23 protein-coding genes are annotated in these 19,376 nt (G+C 63.8%); 10 read left to right on the top strand and 13 right to left on the bottom strand.

Features of this window, described 5'->3' with window-relative positions:
* Positions 1–3 precede the first annotated feature (3 nt).
* Positions 4–519, bottom strand: a complete 516-nt coding sequence (gene yjgA / locus C7446_RS11155; RefSeq protein ID WP_121173187.1) for a ribosome biogenesis factor YjgA — start codon at positions 517–519, stop codon at positions 4–6.
* Between the two features lie 83 nt (positions 520–602).
* Between yjgA and pmbA the strand changes: the two genes are divergently transcribed.
* Positions 603–1,940, top strand: coding sequence for a metalloprotease PmbA (pmbA, locus tag C7446_RS11150; RefSeq protein WP_121173186.1), 1,338 nt, complete (start codon positions 603–605; stop codon positions 1,938–1,940).
* 15 nt (positions 1,941–1,955) lie between these two features.
* On the opposite strand, the gene mgtE is transcribed toward pmbA, so the two are convergent.
* From mgtE to C7446_RS11095, 11 genes are all read right to left on the bottom strand, one after another.
* On the bottom strand, positions 1,956–3,311 hold the full coding sequence (gene mgtE / locus C7446_RS11145; protein WP_121173185.1) for a magnesium transporter: 1,356 nt from the start codon (positions 3,309–3,311) through the stop codon (positions 1,956–1,958).
* A gap of 98 nt (positions 3,312–3,409) precedes the next feature.
* The gene (locus tag C7446_RS11140; protein WP_121173184.1) at positions 3,410–3,679 is read right to left on the bottom strand and encodes an HPr family phosphocarrier protein; all 270 of its coding nucleotides are present in this window, start codon (positions 3,677–3,679) and stop codon (positions 3,410–3,412) included.
* Positions 3,666–4,559: an RNase adapter RapZ gene (gene rapZ / locus C7446_RS11135; protein WP_121173183.1), complete on the bottom strand. Its 894-nt coding sequence runs from the start codon at positions 4,557–4,559 to the stop codon at positions 3,666–3,668. The genes C7446_RS11140 and rapZ overlap by 14 nt, the downstream gene beginning before the upstream one ends.
* Before the next feature lie 2 nt (positions 4,560–4,561).
* A complete protein-coding gene (ptsN, locus tag C7446_RS11130; RefSeq protein WP_121173182.1) occupies positions 4,562–5,035 on the bottom strand; it encodes a PTS IIA-like nitrogen regulatory protein PtsN in 474 nt (157 codons plus the stop codon).
* Between the two features lie 371 nt (positions 5,036–5,406).
* A complete protein-coding gene (gene hpf, locus C7446_RS11125; protein ID WP_121173181.1) occupies positions 5,407–5,715 on the bottom strand; it encodes a ribosome hibernation-promoting factor, HPF/YfiA family in 309 nt (102 codons plus the stop codon).
* Positions 5,716–5,780: 65 nt separating this feature from the next.
* A complete protein-coding gene (locus tag C7446_RS11120) occupies positions 5,781–7,181 on the bottom strand; it encodes an RNA polymerase factor sigma-54 (RefSeq protein ID WP_245977824.1) in 1,401 nt (466 codons plus the stop codon).
* Positions 7,182–7,313: 132 nt separating this feature from the next.
* On the bottom strand, positions 7,314–8,039 hold the full coding sequence (gene lptB, locus C7446_RS11115) for an LPS export ABC transporter ATP-binding protein (protein ID WP_121173180.1): 726 nt from the start codon (positions 8,037–8,039) through the stop codon (positions 7,314–7,316).
* A complete protein-coding gene (gene lptA / locus C7446_RS11110) occupies positions 8,036–8,608 on the bottom strand; it encodes a lipopolysaccharide transport periplasmic protein LptA (protein ID WP_121173179.1) in 573 nt (190 codons plus the stop codon). Before lptA ends, lptB begins: the two co-directional genes overlap by 4 nt.
* 40 nt (positions 8,609–8,648) lie before the next feature.
* Positions 8,649–9,239, bottom strand: coding sequence for an LPS export ABC transporter periplasmic protein LptC (gene lptC, locus C7446_RS11105; protein WP_121173178.1), 591 nt, complete (start codon positions 9,237–9,239; stop codon positions 8,649–8,651).
* Positions 9,240–9,342: 103 nt separating this feature from the next.
* Positions 9,343–9,894 (bottom strand): KdsC family phosphatase, encoded by a 552-nt coding sequence (locus C7446_RS11100; RefSeq protein ID WP_121173177.1) that lies wholly within the window; start codon positions 9,892–9,894, stop codon positions 9,343–9,345.
* Between the two features lie 31 nt (positions 9,895–9,925).
* Entirely contained in the window at positions 9,926–10,906 is a 981-nt protein-coding gene (locus C7446_RS11095) for a KpsF/GutQ family sugar-phosphate isomerase (RefSeq protein WP_121173319.1), read from the bottom strand.
* Positions 10,907–11,110: 204 nt separating this feature from the next.
* Here C7446_RS11095 and C7446_RS11090 point away from each other — a divergent pair, with 204 nt between their 5' ends.
* The 9 genes from C7446_RS11090 (at position 11,111) to hisD (ending at position 17,941) form a co-directional block, all read left to right on the top strand.
* Positions 11,111–11,923 carry an ATP-binding cassette domain-containing protein gene (locus C7446_RS11090; RefSeq protein WP_121173176.1) on the top strand — a complete coding sequence of 271 codons (813 nt, stop codon included), beginning with the start codon at positions 11,111–11,113 and terminating at the stop codon, positions 11,921–11,923.
* On the top strand, positions 11,920–12,699 hold the full coding sequence (mlaE, locus tag C7446_RS11085) for a lipid asymmetry maintenance ABC transporter permease subunit MlaE (RefSeq protein ID WP_121173175.1): 780 nt from the start codon (positions 11,920–11,922) through the stop codon (positions 12,697–12,699). The genes C7446_RS11090 and mlaE overlap by 4 nt, the downstream gene beginning before the upstream one ends.
* Positions 12,699–13,160 carry an outer membrane lipid asymmetry maintenance protein MlaD gene (gene mlaD, locus C7446_RS11080; protein WP_121173174.1) on the top strand — a complete coding sequence of 154 codons (462 nt, stop codon included), beginning with the start codon at positions 12,699–12,701 and terminating at the stop codon, positions 13,158–13,160. Before mlaE ends, mlaD begins: the two co-directional genes overlap by 1 nt.
* A gap of 33 nt (positions 13,161–13,193) precedes the next feature.
* Complete coding sequence (locus C7446_RS11075) at positions 13,194–13,838, top strand: MlaC/ttg2D family ABC transporter substrate-binding protein (RefSeq protein ID WP_121173173.1); 645 nt, start codon at positions 13,194–13,196, stop codon at positions 13,836–13,838.
* Entirely contained in the window at positions 13,838–14,167 is a 330-nt protein-coding gene (locus tag C7446_RS11070) for an STAS domain-containing protein (RefSeq protein WP_121173172.1), read from the top strand. Before C7446_RS11075 ends, C7446_RS11070 begins: the two co-directional genes overlap by 1 nt.
* Positions 14,168–14,324: 157 nt before the next feature.
* Positions 14,325–14,576 carry a BolA family protein gene (locus C7446_RS11065; protein WP_121173171.1) on the top strand — a complete coding sequence of 84 codons (252 nt, stop codon included), beginning with the start codon at positions 14,325–14,327 and terminating at the stop codon, positions 14,574–14,576.
* An 18-nt stretch (positions 14,577–14,594) separates the two neighbouring features.
* Positions 14,595–15,854 carry a UDP-N-acetylglucosamine 1-carboxyvinyltransferase gene (murA, locus tag C7446_RS11060; RefSeq protein ID WP_121173170.1) on the top strand — a complete coding sequence of 420 codons (1,260 nt, stop codon included), beginning with the start codon at positions 14,595–14,597 and terminating at the stop codon, positions 15,852–15,854.
* 25 nt (positions 15,855–15,879) lie between these two features.
* A complete protein-coding gene (gene hisG / locus C7446_RS11055) occupies positions 15,880–16,539 on the top strand; it encodes an ATP phosphoribosyltransferase (RefSeq protein ID WP_121173169.1) in 660 nt (219 codons plus the stop codon).
* 61 nt (positions 16,540–16,600) lie between these two features.
* Positions 16,601–17,941, top strand: a complete 1,341-nt coding sequence (hisD, locus tag C7446_RS11050) for a histidinol dehydrogenase (RefSeq protein ID WP_121173168.1) — start codon at positions 16,601–16,603, stop codon at positions 17,939–17,941.
* 12 nt (positions 17,942–17,953) lie between these two features.
* Here hisD and C7446_RS11045 read toward each other — a convergent pair whose 3' ends face one another.
* Positions 17,954–19,285, bottom strand: a complete 1,332-nt coding sequence (locus C7446_RS11045) for a Do family serine endopeptidase (protein ID WP_121173167.1) — start codon at positions 19,283–19,285, stop codon at positions 17,954–17,956.
* Positions 19,286–19,376: the final 91 nt, after the last annotated feature.

The raw sequence follows: 19,376 nt of genomic DNA, 5'->3' as shown, positions 1-19,376 counted from the left end.
GTGCTAGATGCCGGCCGCGTCACGCAGCAGCCGCATCAGCTTGCGGGCGCTGTTGCCCGGCTTGCCCTGCTCGCGTTCGCGGCGCGCGTTGCGCATGACCTGACGCAGGGTCTGCAGATCGACGGCCGGGTAGTGTTCGACGAAGTCGGTGACCGCCGCATCGCCGTCCTCGATCAGCCGTTCGCGCCACTGTCCGAGGCGCTGCAGGTGCACTTCGCGGCCCTGTTGCTCGCGTTCGAAGGTGGCCAGGGTGTCACGGATGCCGGCAATATCCTCGCTGCGCATCAGCTTGCCGACATACTGCAGATGGCGGCGGCGCGCTTCGCGAGAAGGAATGCGGTGAAACTCGTCAATGGCGGCGAGCAGTTCCGCCGACAGGGGCAGCCGGGCGCGCTGCCGCTCGGGCATGGCGATGATCTGCTCGCCCAGGGCCTTGAGTTCGGCCATCTCGCGCTTGAGCTGCGTCTTGTTGGGGCGTACGACGTATTCGGACTCTTCGTCCCGGGAGTGGTCGGTCATGAGGTATCGGTTCAATCGGTTGGGATCCTGCCCGGGAGTATATCAGTCTCGCCGGGCATGCCATCAGTCATGAAGGAGTGAACATGAGTCAGGCATTCGATGCACGGGCCCAGCAGGCCGAGCTGGAAGCACGCGTGCGCATGGCGATCGAACATGCCGGCCAGCGGGGGGCCGATGCCTGCGAGATCGGTGCCGGTGTGCAGCAGGGCATGGAGATCACGGTGCGGCTCGATCGGGTGGAAACGCTCGAAATGGCGCGTGATCAGGGGATCGGTGTGACGGTCTATGTCGGGCAGCGCAAGGGCAGCGCCTCGACCAGCGATGCCAGTGAAAGCGCACTGCGCGATGCGGTGGACCGGGCCTGCGAGATTGCCCGTTACACCGGCGAGGACCCGGCTGCCGGCCTGGCCGAGGCCGAGCTGATGGCGCGTGAGCTGCCCGATCTGGGCCTGCACCATCCATGGCCGCTCTCCACCGATGAGGCGGTTGAACTGGCGCGGCGCTGCGAACGGGCCGGACGCGTCGTCAGCGGGATCGACAGCAGCGATGGTGCCACCCTCTCGAGCAGCGAGGGCGTGACGGTATATGGCAACAGCCACGGCTTCATCGGCAGTCAGCTGGGGAGCCAGCACTCGCTCTCCTGCATCATGATCGCTCGTGGTGAACAGGGCATGCAGCGCGATCACGACTATACGGCCGAACGTGACCCGCAGCGATTGCGGGATCCGGAATCGGTGGGCCGTCAGGCCGCGGAACGGGCGGTGGCACGATTGGATGCCGGACGTCCCGAGACCGGCCGCATGCCGGTCCTGTTCGTGCCCGAACTGGCCAGCGGACTGATCGGCAGCTTCCTCAATGCCATCGCCGGCGGCGCGCTCTATCGCAATGCCTCCTTTTTGTGTGATGCGCTGGGTGAACGTCTCTTTCCCGAGTGGCTTTCCATCGGCGAGCGGCCCCGCGAACCCGGCGCCATGGCCAGCGCGGCCTTCGACGGTGACGGCGTCTATACCCGTGACAATGACTATATCCGTGACGGACGGCTCAAGAGCTACATGCTCTCGACCTACAGTGCCCGGCGACTCGGCATGACCACTACCGGCAATGCCGGCGGCGCACGCAATGTGCGTCTGACCGCTCCGCTGACCCCCTGGCAGACACTGCTCGAATCGATGGGCAATGGCGTGGTGGTGATCGAACTGATGGGGCAGGGGGTCAATGCCGTGACGGGGGACTACTCACGCGGGGCTGCCGGCTTCCGCGTGGTCGACGGACAGCTGGCAGGGCCGGTCGAGGAGTTCACCATTGCCGGCAACCTGCGGGAGATGTTCGCCGGCCTGCGGGCGATCGGCGATGACATCGATACCCGCGGCAGCGTTCATACCGGCAGCTGGCTGATTGATGAGATGGTGGTGGCTGGCTGACGCGGCAGGTCGGATTCAGGTGTAGAAGACGGTGGCCAGGCCAAGAAAGGCCACGAATCCGACCACATCGGTAATGGTGGTCAGCAGGACGCCGCCGGACAGTGCCGGATCGATCGACAGGCGCTTGAGCAGTACCGGGATCAGCGTTCCCACCAGTGCGGCGGTGACGAGATTGATCACCATGGCCAGCGCAATGATGACCCCCAGCTGGAGGTCATCGAAACGCACGACGGCGATGACCGCGACCACGCAGGCCCAGAGCACCCCGTTGAGGCTGCCGGCCAGCAGCTCGCGGACGACCAGCCAGCGCAGGTTGGTACGGGAGACGTGTCCCAGCGCTATGCCGCGGATCATCACGGTCAGCGTCTGCGAGCCGCCGATGCCGCCCATGCTGGAGACGATCGGCATCAGCACGGCGAGCGCGGCGATGCGCTGGATGGTGTCCTCGAAAAAGCCGATGGCCACCGAGACCACGGTGGCGGCGATCAGATTGATGCCCAGCCAGACGGCACGCCGTCGTCCGGTACGCAGTACCGGGGCGAAGGTATCCTCGTCATCCTCGAGACCGGCCATGCTCATCATGGTATGGCCGGCGCCTTCACGAATCACATCGACCACGTCGTCGATGGTAATGCGGCCCAGCAGCTTGCCGTCCAGACTCAGCACGGGGGCGGAAATCAGGTCGAAGCGTTCGAATACGCTGGCCACTTCCGTCTCCGGCGTGAGCGCCGTGAGCGTGACCAGGTCGGTTTCCATGATCTCGCGTACCGTGATGTCCGGATCGCTGACCAGCAGGCGCGTCAGCGGCAGATGACCGATCAGTTCACGCCGGCGCGTGACCACCAGCAGGGTGTCGGTGGATTCCGGCAGGCGTTCGTGCCGGCGCAGATAGCGCTGAACCACGGCCAGCGTCACCTCTGGGCGGATGGTGATGGTGTCGGTATCCATCAGCCCGCCGGCGGTATCCTCGGGGTAGGCGAGCACCCGCTCGACCTGCTCGCGCTCGGCAGTGCCCATGGCCGCCAGTACCCGCTGGATCATGGTATTGGGCAGGCGCTGGAGCAGGTCGGCGGTGTCGTCGGTATCCAGTCGCCGAGCGATCGACAGCAGCTGCTCCACACTCATGCGGCCGAGAAATTCGGTCTGGATATCATCGACCAGGTACTGCAGTACCTCACCCTGCAGCTCGGGCTCGATCATCGCCCACAGCTGCTCCCGCTCCCGGGGCGGTGTCGACTCCAGCAACTGGGCGACATCCACCGCCGCCAGGCCGCGATTGAGCATGCGTCTGACCTGACCGGTCGAGCCTTCTTCAAGGGCCGAGTTCAGGCGTTCCAGACGCTGCTGGAGGGTTTCCGGTTGCGTGCTCATGGGTGGGGCTTTCCGAACCGACATGGACGGCCGCCAGTTTAGCACCGCTGTTCGTTAACTGCCCGGTCCGGGACGGCGTTCCATCGCTGCGAGGCCTTTCAGCCGTCCTCGTCGAAGCGGGCCTCGACCAGCCGGGTCACGGCGTCCAGCGCCGCTTCGGCCTCCGGTCCTTCGCTGACAACGGTCAGGCAGGTATGGCAGGGGGCGGCCAGCATCATCAGGGACATGATGTTGGCGGCATCGGCACTGCGCTCGTCATGGTGGACGGTGACCCTGGCATCGAACTGCTGACAGCACTGTACCAGTCGGGTCGCGGCGCGGGCGTGCAGGCCACGGCGATTGATCAGGGTCAGTTCACGCTGTGCCATTACCGGCCCCAAGGGTACGCTGAACCGTCAGTTCGCGGTGACGGATGCGTACCGAAGGATACCGCTCGGCGAGGTACGAACCGAGCCGTTCGATCAGATAGACCGAGCGGTGCTGGCCGCCGGTACAGCCGATGGCAACGGTCAGATAGCTGCGTCGGCTGGCGTTGTAGGCCGGCAGCCAGCGATCCAGCCAGTGGCGGATATCGACAAGCATCTCCTCGACTTCGGAGTACTGCTCGAGAAAGTCGATGACGGCCTGATCCTGGCCGGTGGCTCCGCGCAGACGCGGATCCCAGTAGGGGTTGGGCAGGCAGCGGGCATCGAAGACCAGGTCGGCATCCAGCGGCACGCCACGCTTGAAGCCGAAGGACTCCAGTGTCAGCGTCATCTGGCTGGAAGTGTCCCGGGCCACCTGTTCACTGATGCGGCGACGCAGGTCATGGAGGGTCAGGTTCGAGGTGTCGATGACCAGATCGGCGGTATGCCGGATCGGCGACAGGAACTGCTCTTCGGACTCGATCGCCTCTGCCAGGGTCATGTCGCTTTCGCGTGTCAGCGGATGGCGCCGCCGGGTGGCGGCATAGCGCTCCAGCAGCACGCGGGACTCGGCTGTCAGATAGACGACCTGGCAGTCGAGGCCCCGGCCGGTCAGCGATTCCAGCAGGCCCGGAAACTGCTCCAGCGCGGTCGGCAGGTTGCGGGCATCAATGCTGACTGCCACGCGACGGCGATGAGGGCTGCCGGCCTCGAGCTCATCGATCAGTGGTGCCAGCAGCATCGCCGGCAGGTTGTCGATCGCATAGAAGCCGAGATCCTCCAGGGCCTGAAGGGCGATCGACTTGCCGGAGCCGGAGCGGCCGCTGATGATGACCAGTTGCATGATCAGTTGTGCTCGTTCTGCTGGCGAATGGCCCCGATCAGGGTTTCATAGAGTGCCGGCTGGCTTTCGGCCGCGCGCAGGGCCTTGCGGGTATCGTCCGAATTGAGCAGTTCGGCGATCTGTGCCAGCAGGGCCAGATGGGTGTCATCAGCCGTCTCGGGTACCAGCAGCACGAAGATCAGATCGACCGGTTCGCCATCGATGGCATCGAAATCGATCGGATCGGCCAGGCTCAGAAAGCTGGCGAGAGGCTGTCGGCAGTGCGGGTTGCGGGCATGCGGAATGGCCACGCCATTGCCCACGCCGGTGCTGCCGAGACGCTCGCGGCTGATCAGACGACCGAAGACTTCCTGGGCGTCGATGCTGGGAGTGTTCTGCGCGATCAGGGTACTGAAGAATTCCAGTACCCGTTTCTTGCTGCCGCCGGTGACATCGAACATGGTGCGTTCCGGCGGGAGGATCTGATCGAGCGTCATGATGGTCGGGTGCCTGTCAACACTTGCGAAATCGTGGTGCCGCGGGCGAACGAACTGCAAAGGCCGGTGCGGAACGCGTGATGTAACAGGCTGTACGTGGGCAATGCAATGCCGTGATGCGCACTGGCCTGCTGCATGGACACGGGCAGGGCCCGGAGACCGCTGCTGCGGCGTGGCTCATGAGTCATCTCGGCCCACCGGAATATGCTGCTCGCGCCTGGCCCGAGCTATCTCCGGGCCAGCGGTGGGGCGAGACATGTGAACGTCAACAGGCCTGTGCATCTCTGGTCTCCGCCCGGGAAGCGCATCCGCCTCCCGGGGCTCGGTTTGCCTGCGGATTGTCGGGTCGTCGGTCGTGCTGCTACCGACTGCTAGTGCCTGCCGTTGCCCTGGGCACGCGCCTGCACCTTCTCCTTGTGCTTGACCAGCTGACGATCCAGCTTGTCGGTCAGGGCGTCAATGGCGGCATACATGTCGTCCTGTTCGCTGTCGGCGTGCAGTTCCGCGCCTGATGCGTGCAGGGTGCAGGCCGCCTGCTGGCGTGACTTTTCAACCGAAAGCGTAACCTGAACATTGGTGATGTTGTCGTGATGTCGTTCGACCCTGGCCAGCTTCTGGTGGACATAGTCCCGCAAGGCATCGGTCAGTTCCATGTGATGGCCGGTGATGTTGACCTGCATGACACGCTCCTTTCCGACAGGTGACCTGTTGATTGTAAACCTTTTGGCCCGGGTGCCTACCCTGCTCATGCCAGGCGCTTGCGTTCGCTCGACGAAGGAATGCCCATCGATTCGCGATACTTGGCAATGGTGCGCCGGGCAACCGTGATGCCGCTCTCCGACAGCAGTGAGACCAGCCGGGCATCGGAGAGCGGCTTGCGCGGCGATTCGTCGCTGATCAGTTTCCTGATACGCGCCCGGATGGCGGTGCTGGCATGGGCTTCGCCCTCCTGACCGACATGGCTGGAAAAGAAGTGCTTGAGTTCGAACACGCCGCGCGGCGTATGAATGTACTTGCGCGTGGTGACTCGGGAAATGGTGGATTCGTGCATTTCCACGGCGCTGGCAATGTCGGCCAGAATCAGCGGTTTCATGGCTTCCTCGCCATGTTCGAGAAACGCCTGCTGATGCAGCATGATCTCCCTGCCCACCCTTAACAGCGTGTCATTGCGGCTCGACAGGCTCTTCATCAGCCAGCGCGCTTCCTGCAGATGCTGCTTGAGAAAGCTGTTGTCATCGCTCTTGTCGGCGCGTCGCACCAGGGCGGCGTAGTCCGGCTGAATGCGCAGACGGGGCAGCGCATCCGGATTGAGTTCGAGCTGCCAGCCGTGCTGAACGCTGCGGCGCAGGATCAGATCGGGCACGATATAACCCTGCTCGGTGTTTTCGAAACGCTGTCCCGGTCGCGGATCGAGCGTGCGGATGGTGGCAATGATGGTGTCGAGCACCTCATCCTCCACGCCCAGCCGGCGCCGCAACAGCTTGCGGTTGTCCAGCCCCAGTGCTTCCAGAAAATGCCGCACCAGCCGTCGTGCCTGGGGCAGGTGAGGGGTGTCGGCGGGCAGCTGGGCCAGCTGCAGCAGCAGGCATTCGCGCAGGTCGCGGGCGAAGACCCCGCTGGGCTCGAACTGCTGCAGACGGGGCAGCAGCTGTTCGAGCTCACTGACGCGCAGTCCCTCCAGGCCCTGGGCGTGCAGACCCTGGCAGAGCTCTTCCAGGGAGAGGCTCAGATAGCCGTTCTCATCGAGCGCATCGATCAGGGTTTCGGCCATCTGCAGCTCGCGCTCGTCGAGCGACAGCATCGCCAGCTGGGCACCGAGGTGTCGGCTCAGGGTTTCGGCGACGCTGTTGCGCTCGAAGTCGGGCGTCTCACTGCTGCCGCCCGGAGACTCGGGGGCCATGTCGGGGTAGATATCTTCCCACTGGTTGTCCAGGGGGAGCTCGTCGGGAATATCGGTCGCCCACTCCTCATCGGTTGCGGTGGCGATTTCCTGCTCGCCGAAATCCTCGTCGAGCTCGAGCATGGGGTTGCTTTCCAGCGCCTGCTGAATCTCCTGACGCAGATCGAGCGTCGACAGCTGCAGCAGGGCGATCGCCTGCTGCAGCTGCGGCGTCATGTTCAGCTGGGCGCCGATTCGAAGCTGCATGGAGGGTTTCATCATGGACATGATGGCCGGGCTCGTCGCTGGTACATTGACGACACGCTATCGGGCCCGTCATCACCATGCAATAGTCATGACGGCCTTTTGAAGCAATTTCCATGCCACGCCAGCGAGGGGTCAGAGCCGGAATTCGTGTCCCAGGTAGACATCCCGGACGTGCTGGTTGGCCAGGATGGCGCTGGCATCACCCTCGGCAATGATCATGCCGTCACCGACGATGTAGGCGTTGTCACAGATATCGAGGGTCTCGCGAACATTGTGATCGGTGATCAGTACGCCGATGTTGCGGGTGCGCAGTTGCCGGATGATGCCCTTGATCTCGCCTACCGAGATGGGATCGACCCCGGCGAAGGGTTCGTCGAGCAGAATGAAGGCCGGTTCGGTGGCGAGCGCCCTGGCAATCTCGACACGCCGGCGCTCGCCGCCGGAGAGGCTCATGCCGACGTTGTCGCGAATATGGGTGATGCTGAACTCCTCGAGCAGCTGATCGAGCCGGCGCTGGCGCCCGGCCCGGTCCAGGTCCTTGCGCGTTTCCAGAATGGCCCGGATGTTGTTGGCCACCGTCATCTTGCGAAAGATCGAGGCCTCCTGCGGGAGATAGCCGATCCCGGAGCGGGCCCGCCGGTGCATGGGCTCGCGGCTGAGGTCGAGCTCGTCGATTGCGACATGGCCGGCATCGGCGCGGATCAGCCCCACGATCATGTAGAAGGAGGTGGTCTTGCCGGCACCGTTGGGCCCCAGCAGACCGACCACTTCGCCCTGACTGATCGACAGGCTGATGTCCTGCACCACACGCCGACCCTTGAAGCTCTTGGCGAGGTGGGTAACGTTCAGCGTCTTCATTGACCGCTGCTTCCCTCGTTGTCATTGCTGGCACTGTTGGGGGTCAGGGTCATGTGCACCCGACCGTTGTCACCGCTGGTGCTGTCGGCCTGGTCGGCACTCTGCCGGCCGCGGGCATCGACCTGGCGCGTATCGAGATGATACTGGACATAGCCCCCGTTGAAGGTGTCTTCACCCTGATGCAGTTCGGCGTTACCGATCATTTCCACGCGTCGCTCATCGGCATGATAGATCAGGGTATTTCCCCAGCCGCGTACCAGCGGGTCGCTGGGGTTGGGCTTCTGTTCGATATAGGCGCGTGTGCCACCGCCACCCTTTGCCGTTACCCGTGAGACGCCGCCACTGTTGCCCCGATGAATGGTCACGGTGGCCGCATCGAGCTTCATCGAGCCCTGCGCCATGTGGACATCGCCCGTGTAGACGGCCGTACCGGCCTCGTCGTCGATCTGGAGGCGATCCGCCGAAACCTGAATCGGTTTCCCGGAGTCGCCTTCCAGCGCTGCTGTCGGGCCGGCAGCGATCAGGCCGGCCGTCAGGGCGGCAGAGCAGAGCAGCAGGCGTCGCTTCATGTCGGGTTCCTTGTCGGTGCTGTCGAAAAGATGATCGCCATCAGGGCGCGTCGGATTGATCCGTCATCGGAAAGTGGCCGTGAACGTTGCCATCAATGATCAGCTGATCGCGGTCGAGCCAGGCATCGAAACGGTCGCCGCGGGTACGCTGATTGCCCCGATGAAAGGACGAGTCGGTGTCACTCCAGGCGTGACGGTCATTGCGGTCATAATGCAGCGTATCGGTTTCCAGACGCCATTGCCGATCGGGTTCGAACAGTCGGGCGTTGCCGGCCAGGGTCAGGGTATCGTCGGTGCCGTTCAGCCTGGCCTGCTTCCCGGTGGCATGCCAGTGACGGCCGTCATCATCGAGCAGCATGACCCTGGGGGTGCGAGCCCGGGTGACATCATCGTTCGGTGTATGCGCAATACGCGGCGAGGAGAGCGTCTGATCGGCCTGGCCCCGCTCGTTGAAGCGGGTGTACTCGACGCCCTCGAGATAGTAGTCGGGCTGAGCGCCGCCGCTGGTGGCATCGAAGGTCGGCGATGGCAGGCGGCCCCGCTGTTCGATCAGGGTCAGCCCGATGCCGAGTGCCAGCAGCAGCAGCAGCAGCCAGAGCCGTGGCGCCAGGCGCTTGAGGGTCGCTATCATGTTCGGGTACCGCTGTCGTGAACGAACGCCGCCGACTCGGGCGGCAGCGCTGGATTGATGCAACGGATTCTAACGTACTCGGCGAGTGTGATGGAGGCTCTCATCAGGACGAGGCAAATTCCTCGACGATGGCCTCCCATTCGCCACGCGCCTTCAGGATGAGTTCGCAGAGTTCCCGGACGGCGCCCAGGCCACCCGGGGTGGTGGTGATATAGTCGGCATGTTCGCGAATTTCACGCGGGGCATCACTGACCGTGACGCCCAGACCGGCGTGGCGGATGGCGGCCAGGTCCACCAGGTCATCGCCGCAATAGGCGATTTCATCTGCCTCGAGCTGCAGTCTGCCGAGCAGCTCGCTCAGGGTCTGCCACTTGTCTTCACACCCCTGATAGAGGTGGGCGATCCCCAGTTCTTCGGCACGGCGTGACACTGCCGATGACTGGCGTCCGGTAATGATGGCCAGTTCGATGCCGCTGCGCTGCAGCAGCTTGAGCCCCAGGCCGTCACGGACATGGAAACGCTTGTTCTCGTGCGGATCGCCGGTATAGTCGAGACCTCCGTCGGTCATGACACCATCGACATCGAGGGCCAGCAGTCTGACACGGGCGGCCCGCTCGAGCAGTCCGGGAGAGAGATCGCGTTCGGTTCGGGACATCGGCAGGACTCCGTAAGGGATGGGTGATTGATCAGACCACACCGCTGGTCAGCAGGTCATGCATGTGCAGGGCGCCGATCGGACGCTGCTGCTCGTCGACCACGGCCAGGGCGGTGATGCGGTGGTCTTCCATCAGTCGGACGGCTTCGGCCGCCAGCAGTTCACGAGCGATGGTCTGACCGCCCCGGGTCATGACATCATCAATGCGCAGCTGGCCGAGATCGCTGTAATTGTCCAGCGTGCGGCGCAGATCGCCATCAGTGTAAATGCCGGCGAGTCGTTCTGCCTCATCCACCACGCAGGTAAAACCGAGCCCCTTGCGGGTGATCTCCAGCAGTGCATCGCGCAGCGGGCTGCCCAGCGCTACCCGGGGCAGCCGGTCACCGGTATGCATCAGATCCTCGACCCGCAGCAGCAGTCGCCGGCCCAGCGAGCCGCCCGGATGCGAAAGGGCGAAATCCTCGGCGCTGAAACCGCGTGCTTCCAGCAGGGCGATCGCTAGGGCATCGCCCAGCGCCATCGCTGCGGTGGTGGAAGAGGTGGGCGCCAGGTTGAGCGGGCAGGCTTCCTGGATCACGCCATTGTCGAGATGAGCATCGGCATGACGTGCCAGGGTTGAATCCGGACGACCGGTCATGGCGATCAGGGTGATGCCCTTGCGCTTGAGCAGCGGCAGCAGCGAAGTGATCTCGGCACTCTCGCCCGAGTTCGACAGCGCCAGCAGGATATCGCTGGCGGTCAGCATGCCCAGGTCGCCATGATTGGCTTCGGCGGCGTGCATGAAAAAGGCCGGGGTGCCGGTGCTTGCCAGGGTAGCAGCCAGCTTGTGGGCGACATGTCCCGACTTGCCCATGCCGGTCACCACGACCCGGCCGGAGCTTGCCAGCACGAGTCGACAGGCAGTTTCAAAGGCGTCATCGAGGCGCGGTATCAGGTCGCCGATCGCCTGCTGTTCGAGGGTCAGGGTGCGCCGGGCACTGGCGCGGAAATCGTGATCAGGGTCGACGGTCATGGTTTCGTTCACGGGCAGCGCAGTGGTGCGGGAATGAAACGAGCGGCCCGGCCGGTAGTGCAGCCGCGCCATGCGACAGGTGGCCGGATCTCGTTCTACCCTGCATTAGACTTGCCATATCAGCCCTTTGCAAGGCGGCACTGGCTAGGGTCACGGTAATTCGGATACGATGTTCGTTAATTCGGTAAATAATTCGGGAGTCGCATGACCGACTCAACGCTGGTCAGGGTCGAAGACCTCCATTTCACGCGAGCTGGCCGGGCCATCTTCTCGGGGGTCGATCTCGAGATTCCGCGTGGCCGGATCACGGCCATCATGGGCCCCAGTGGCACCGGCAAGACGACGCTGCTGAAGCTGATCGGCGGTCAGCTGGTGCCCGATCGCGGACGGGTAAGCATTGCCGACGAGGATGTGCATCGCCTTTCACGGCGGGCACTGTTCGACATGCGCCGTCGCATGGGCATGCTGTTTCAGAGCGGGGCCCTGTTCTCGGATCTGAGCGTGTTCGAGAATGTCGCCTTCCCGCTGCGGGTACACACCGATCTGCCCGAGCGGATGATTCGCGATCTGGTGCTGATCAAGCTGCAGGCCGTGGGTCTGCGGGGTGCTCGCGACCTGTCGCCTGCCGAGCTGTCGGGGGGCATGACACGGCGTGTGGCCTTGGCGCGGGCGATCGCGCTCGATCCGGAGCTGATCATGTATGACGAGCCGTTCGTGGGGCAGGATCCCATCTCCATGGGCGTGCTGGTCAAGCTGATCCGTGAGCTCAACCACGCCTTCAGGATGACGGCCGTGGTGGTGTCGCACGACATCAAGGAAACGCTGTCGATTGCCGACTACGTCTATGTCATCTCCGATGGCCGTGTCATGGCGCACGGCACGCCGACTTCGCTCGATACCGAGGTCGATGCCCGGGTCAGCCAGTTCATTCACGGACAGCCCGATGGGCCGGTACCGTTTCACTATCCGGCGGCCGACTTCGCGTCGGACATTCTCGGTACGCGGGAGGTGCCATGATCGAGTGGCTTGCATGGCTCGGCCGCGTCGCACTGACCACGCTGGCAGCGCTGGGACGCAGTGCCATGTTTCTGGCCCAGACGCTGTTCCACATGCCCGGGCGCGAAGGGGTTCATCTGTGGGCCAGGCAGATGCATTTCGTGGGTGTGATGTCGCTGCCGATCATTCTGGTGTCGAGTCTGTTCATCGGTATGGTAATTGCCCTGCAGGGGTATATCGTGCTGGTAGGATTCGGGGCCGATGAGGCACTGGGGCAGATGGTGGCGCTGTCGCTGCTGCGTGAGCTGGCACCGGTAGTGACAGCACTGCTGTTTGCCGGGCGGGCCGGTTCCGCGCTGACGGCCGAGATCGGCCTGATGAAGGCCACCGAACAGCTGACCAGCATGGAAATGATCGGGGTTGATCCGCTTCGCCGGGTCGTGGCGCCACGGCTCTGGGCCGGTTTCATTTCGCTGCCGCTGCTGACCGCCATTTTCGGTGTGATCGGCATCTATGGCGGTTATCTGGTCGGCGTCGACTGGCTGGGCGTCTACAGTGGTTCCTTCTGGAGCAACATGCAGTCCAGCGTCAACTTCGTGGACGATGTGCTCAACGGCATGGCCAAGAGCGTGGTATTCGGCCTGGTTGTGACATGGATCGCCGTTTTCCAGGGCTATGACCTGGTACCGACCTCGGAAGGCATCTCCCGGGCTACCACGCGCACGGTAGTCTACGGCTCGCTGGCCGTTCTGGGGCTGGATTTCATACTTACCGCGCTGATGTTTGGAGAGTTCTGATGACGCGCACCAAATGGGTCGAATGCGGCGTCGGTGTATTCGTACTGGCCGGCTTTCTGGGGCTGGTGTTCCTCGGGCTGCAGGTCAGTGGGCTGAACCTGTCGCGGGCCAATGACACCTTCACGCTGCATGCCAGTTTCAGCAACATAGGTGGCCTCAAGGAGCGCTCCAGGGTCACGGTGGCAGGCGTTACCGTGGGTCATGTCACCGATATCGAGCTGGATCCGAAATGGCTTGACGGTCGGGTGACCATGCAGATCGATGAATCCATGAAGGACAAGCTCTCTTCGGATTCCACGGCTGCCATCCTCACGTCGGGACTGCTGGGTGAGCAGTATGTCGGGCTGTCGACGGGCGGAGCTCCGGAAACACTCGAGGATGGCGATACGATCCGGGATACCCAGTCGGCCCTGGTGCTGGAAAATCTCATTCAGCAGTTCGTATCCAACATGTCGAAATAACCTGCCGCACTGGCGGTACAAGGAGAAGTCCCGATGAGAATGCCATTCAAGAGCTGCATGGCCACGCTGCTGCTTTCGTTCGGTCTGGTGGCAGGCGCGGTTCAGGCCGCCGATCAGCAGTCGCCGGAACAGGTGGTGCGTGACAGCGTGCAGCAGCTGATGTCGAAGATCGACAGCCGTCAGCAGTACTACCGTGAGCATGGTGACGAGCTCGAGCAGGTGGTCGACAACACTGTTGGGCCGATCGTCGACTGGCGCTATGCCGCAGCCAGCGTGATGGGCAAGTACTTCCGGCCTGCCTCGCCCGAGCAGCGCTCGCGCTTTGCCGATGTCTTCAAGCAGACCCTGATCGATACCTATGCCCAGGGGCTGGTGACCTTCAACTACCAGTCGATCAACGTGCTCGACAATGATCAGCAGCGCTATGAGGATCAGGCGACCGTGCAGATGGAAGTGGTCTCCGACAGCGGGGAGCGCTATCCGGTCTCCTATACCCTGAAGCAGCGTGATGGTCAGTGGAAGGTGGTCAACGTGGTGGTCAACGGCATCAATCTCGGGCTGACCTATCGCAACCAGTTCGATCAGGCCATGCGCGACAACAATCGCGACTATGACAGGGTGATCAGCAACTGGTCGCCGGAAGACGTCGATCTCGAGCAGGGTGGCGAGGAGCAGTGATGGAAACCCTGCTGGAGCGCAAGGAGGTCTGCCTGCAGGCCGAAGCCGGCACCCTGCGCGTCACCGGGTTTCCGGATTTCGATGATGCCGCCGAACTGGCGCGGGCGGGTGTCAGCTGGCTCGAGTCGCAGAGCTGTGCCGTTACCTTCGACGCCTGCGGGGTCCATCGCATCAGCAGCGCCATGCTGTCGGTCATGCTCGAATGGATGCGGGCCGCACAGCGCCTGTCACTCTCCGTGGACAGGATCGTGCTGTCGGAGCGTCTGCATGAACTGATCGAGCTGGCCGATCTGAGCGAAGTCTTTCCGGTTGAAAGCGAAACCTGCTGACAGCCGCTGCCGGCCACGCCGTCCCGGGCGGCGTGGTCGCCCTGATGCTTCCCCATGAGAATCACGGCAGCGAGTCGCACGTGATACGGGTTTTCATTTACCATGGGCACCACTTTTCACATACGCCCGGCAACCGTGGGCATGAGGAGGACAGCACATGCAACCCGAGCAAGTGCAGCAGCGCCTGAATGAACAGCTCGATGACTGCGAGTTTCATATCCAGGGCGAAGGCTGCAATTTTCAGGTTACTGCCGTGAGCGAGCGCTTTGCCGAACTCTCGCGAGTGAAGGCCCAGCAGCTGATCTACGGTGCACTTTCCGAGGAAATTGCCAGTGGTGCGCTGCATGCGGTCAGTATCAAGACCTACACGCCGGAGCAGTGGGCTGCGCTCGACAACGGTCGGACCTGAGCGTGGCGGACAACGGGAATGGATAAACTGATCATCAGTGGCGGCCGGTCACTGTCCGGCGAGGTCTGGACATCGGGCGCCAAGAATTCGGCGCTGCCGATACTGGCCGCTACCCTGCTCACCGATGAGCCGATGACCATCGGCAATCTGCCTCACCTGCAGGACATTACCACCACGCTCGAACTGCTGGGTCGGATGGGCGTGGAGCCGGTCATGGGTGAGAAGATGAGCATTCAGCTGGGTGGCAGGGTGCGTGACTGTCATGCGCCCTATGACCTGGTCAAGAAGATGCGGGCCTCGATCCTGGTGCTGGGGCCACTGCTGGCACACTACGGGATGGCCGATGTCTCGCTGCCCGGTGGCTGCGCCATCGGCACCCGGCCGGTCGATCTGCACATTCGCGGCATGGAAGCGATGGGTGCCGATGTCAGGGTGGAGGGTGGCTATATCCGGGCGCGCACCGAGGGTCGTCTCAGGGGGGCCCATATCGTATTCGATACCGTGACCGTGACCGGCACCGAAAACCTGCTGATGGCGGCCACGCTTGCCGAGGGGCGGACCATTCTCGAGAACGCCGCTCGCGAGCCCGAGGTAGTCGATCTGGCCGAATGCCTGATTGCCATGGGCGCCCGCATCGAGGGGCAGGGCAGTGGCACCATTGTCATCGATGGTGTCGAGCGGCTGCATGGTGGACGTTTCGATGTCATGCCCGACCGCATCGAAACCGGCACCTTCCTGGTGGCGGCAGCGGCCACCCGCGGCCGGGTCAGGGTTCGCAATGCGCGCGCCGACATCATGGAAGCGGTGCTGCTCAAGCTGGAAGAAGCCGGCGCCAGTATCGAGGTCGGTGACGGCTGGATAGAGCTCGACATGCAGGGACGGCGGCCGCGTGCCGTCAGCGTGCGTACCGCTCCCTATCCGGCATTTCCTACCGACATGCAGGCCCAGTTCGTGGCTCTCAATGCGATTGCCGAAGGCACCGGCCGGGTGGTGGAAACCATCTTCGAGAACCGGTTCATGCATGTTCAGGAAATCAACCGCATGGGCGCCAGCATTTCGCTGGAAGGCAACACGGCGATCGTGACCGGCGTCGAATGGCTTTCCGGTGCTCCGGTGATGGCGACGGATCTGCGTGCGTCCGCCAGTCTGGTGATTGCAGCGCTGGTCGCGGAAGGCGAGACCGTGGTTGATCGGATCTATCACATCGATCGCGGCTATGAGTGCATCGAGGAAAAACTGCAACTGCTCGGGGCGCGCATTCGCCGCGTGCCGCGCTGAGGTCACGAGAGGTTCGCAAGCGATCATGAGCAAGCCGCTGATCTTCGCCCTGTCGAAGGGACGCATTCTCGAAGAGACACTGCCCCTGCTGGCGGATGCCGGTATCGAGCCGGCAGAGTCACTGGACAAGAGCCGCAAGCTGCTGTTCGACACCAATCTGGAAAACGTCAAGCTGGTCATGCTGCGTGCAGTGGATGTGCCGACCTATGTGCAGCTAGGCGCTGCCGATCTGGGGGTTGCCGGACGCGACGTGCTGCTCGAGCACGGCGCCGACGGGCTCTATGAGCCGCTGGACCTGCGCATCTCCCGCTGCCGGCTGATGACCGCCGGCATCGAGGGCCAGTCACCGGGACGGGCGCGCCGCCGGGTTGCAACCAAGTTCGTCAACCTGGCCCGGCGCTACTATGCCGAACAGGGTATCCAGGCCGAAGTCATCAAGCTCTATGGGGCCATGGAACTGGCCCCGCTGATGAATCTGGCCGATGAAATCGTCGATATCGTCGATACCGGTAACACCTTGCGTGCCAATGGCATGGCACCGCGCGAACTGATTGCCGACATCAGTACCCGGCTGGTCGTCAACAAGGCATCGATGACCATGCAGCACGAACGACTGATGCCGCTGATCGAACAGCTGCGTCGCGCTGTTGAAGTGCGCAATCCGGACGCCTCCGCCATCGGCTGAGACGTCCCGTTCATCCTGTACTCCGCCTGTCATCCTGTCGGAGCCCTGCGAGAAACCGATCATGTCCGAAACCCGAGACTCCCGAACCCTGCCGGAGGGGCCGGCACGACTCTCCACCCGCGACGCCGATTTCAACCAGCGGCTCGATGCGCTGCTCGACTGGGAGAGTGTTTCCAGTGTCGAGGTGCAGCAGCGGGTCGACGAGATCCTGCAGGGGGTTCGCAGCCGCGGCGATGAGGCCCTGCTGGAGTATACCCGGCGCTTCGATCGGCTCGATGCCCCGGACATGACAGCGCTGACGCTGGAGACCGCCCGGCTGCGACAGGCCTTCGAAGGGCTCGAACAGACCGAACGCGAAGCCCTGGCGACGGCCGAAAGGCGCATTCGCGACTACCACCACCGTCAGCGCTCGGACTCCTGGTCGTGGCGCGATGAGGACGGCACGCTGCTGGGCCAGCAGGTCACTCCGCTGGACCGCGTGGGCGTCTATGTCCCCGGTGGCAAGGCGGCCTACCCCTCGTCGGTACTGATGAATGTGGTGCCGGCGCGGGTGGCCGGGGTCGCCGAGATCGTGATGGTGGTCCCCACCCCGGATGGCGTGATCAACGAGCTGGTGCTGGCAGCGGCGCACGTGGCCGGTGTCGATCGGGTGGTCACCGTGGGAGGGGCCCAGGCAGTGGCGGCGCTCGCCTACGGTACCGAGAGCGTGCCCCGTGTGGACAAGATAGTGGGTCCCGGCAACATCTATGTGGCGACTGCCAAGCGTGCGGTATTCGGTCTGGTCGGCATTGACATGATTGCCGGGCCCTCGGAGATTCTGATCGTCTCCGACGGCGGTACCGATCCCGACTGGCTGGCCATGGACCTGTTCTCCCAGGCCGAGCACGACGAGGATGCCCAGTCGATTCTGATCAGCTGGGATCGGGCGCATCTCGATGCCGTCGAGGCCAGCATGGCACGGCTACTGCCGACCATGGAGCGGCGTGACATCATTGCTGCATCACTCGGACGGCGCGGTGCCCTGATCGAGGTGGCCAGTGAGGCGGAAGCGATCGAGCTGGCCAACCGGGTGGCACCGGAGCATCTGGAGCTCTCGGTCGAGACGCCCGAGGCAATGGTCGGTCAGATTCGCCATGCCGGCGCCATCTTCATGGGTCGCTACACTGCCGAGGTGCTGGGAGATTACTGCGCCGGTCCCAACCATGTGCTGCCCACTTCGGGCTCCGCTCGCTTCTCGTCACCGCTGGGAGTCCAGGACTTCCAGAAGCGCTCGTCGCTGATCCAGTGCTCCCCGAAAGGCGCGTCGCGGCTGGGGCGTGTGGCCTCGGTGCTGGCTCGGGGGGAGTCGCTGACCGCGCATGCCCGTTCGGCGGAGAACCGCATTGGCGAGGATGAGGACTGAACCGGTGCCCGGCTAGGGGCCGGTCCCTCCACCGGCCGTCGGCGGCGTGCCGGCATTCCCCTGGACACTCTCATCGGCAGGACCGGCAGGGGCGTCCGGCGGCCTGGTCCCCACGGTAACCGTCACCTGGATGGTTTGGCCGTCCCGGTAAAGTTTCAGCGGCAGTTGCTGCCCCGGATCGAGTTCGGCAACATCGACCATCGCGCTCTGGGCATCGAGCATGGTCTTGCCATTGACCGACAGCAGTACGTCGCCGGCCTTGACACCGGCCCTGGCGGCCGGGCTGCCGTCAACCACATCGGACACCACCACCCCGCGCGGGGCGTTGATGTTGAGCGAATTGGCCAGTGCCGAAGGCACCTCGTGCGCTTCGATGCCCAGCCAGCCGCGTACTACATGCCCTTTGGTCACGATATCGTCGAGAATGTCGCGGGCGAGATCGGTGGGGATGGCGAAGCCGATTCCCTGGGAGCCCCCGGTGCGGGAAAAGATGGCCGTATTGATGCCGACCAGCGCGCCATCGGCATTGACCAGTGCGCCACCGGAATTGCCGGGGTTGATGGCCGCGTCGGTCTGAATGAAGTCCTCGTAGGCATTCAGCCCCAGATGGTTGCGGCCCACGGCGCTGATGATACCCATGGTCACGGTCTGGCCCACCCCGAAGGGATTGCCGATCGCCAGGGCCACATCGCCGATCCGCAGCTTCGAAGAATCGGCCAGTGAGATGACCGGCAGATGGTCGAGATCGATCCTGAGTACGGCCAGGTCGGTTTCGGGATCGGTGCCGATAACCTGCGCCAGCGTCTCCCGGCCGTCTCGCAGGGCGACCTGAATCTCGTCGGCACCGCTGATGACATGGTTGTTGGTGAGAATGTAGCCGTCGGGGCTGACGATAACGCCCGAACCGAGACTCGACAGCATGCGCTGACGATTGGAGTCTCCCTTTCTGAAGAACTGCTTGAAGAAGGGATCCGACATCAGAGGATGCTTTTTCTGCTCGACCAGTCGCGAAGAGTAGACGTTGACCACGGCCGGTGCGGCGCTACTGACGGCGTCGGCATAGCTGCCGACGGGGGCATCACTGCGTTTCAGCGGAGCCGCGGTGCGGGTTCGGGGCGGCTGCCGGGAAACCGGAGCGGATGCGGTGATGGCCGGGGAGGTGGTCGGGTTGTCCTGTTGCGGTGAGCCCTGGCCGGGCGGCTCCTGGCGCGGCGAGTCCTGCCGGGCCGCCGGCGAGTGCGCCGCCGGCGTATCGACCAGGCTGGGCAGGTGATCCAGCAGCACGACAGCCAGCAGTACACCACACAGCACCGGCCATATCAGGGATACCAGCAGTCGGCGCATGCAGACATCTCCCACGACTTTGCAAAAAACACGCGCCCGCACTGATCGGTCATCAGTACGGGCATTGTCGGGGCACTCCGGGTGCCGCTCG

Source organism: Kushneria sinocarnis, assembly GCF_003633775.1.
Lineage (GTDB): Bacteria > Pseudomonadota > Gammaproteobacteria > Pseudomonadales > Halomonadaceae > Kushneria > Kushneria sinocarnis.
Note: the sequence above shows the minus strand (reverse complement) of the source record. Positions and strands in the feature narration are given on the sequence as shown.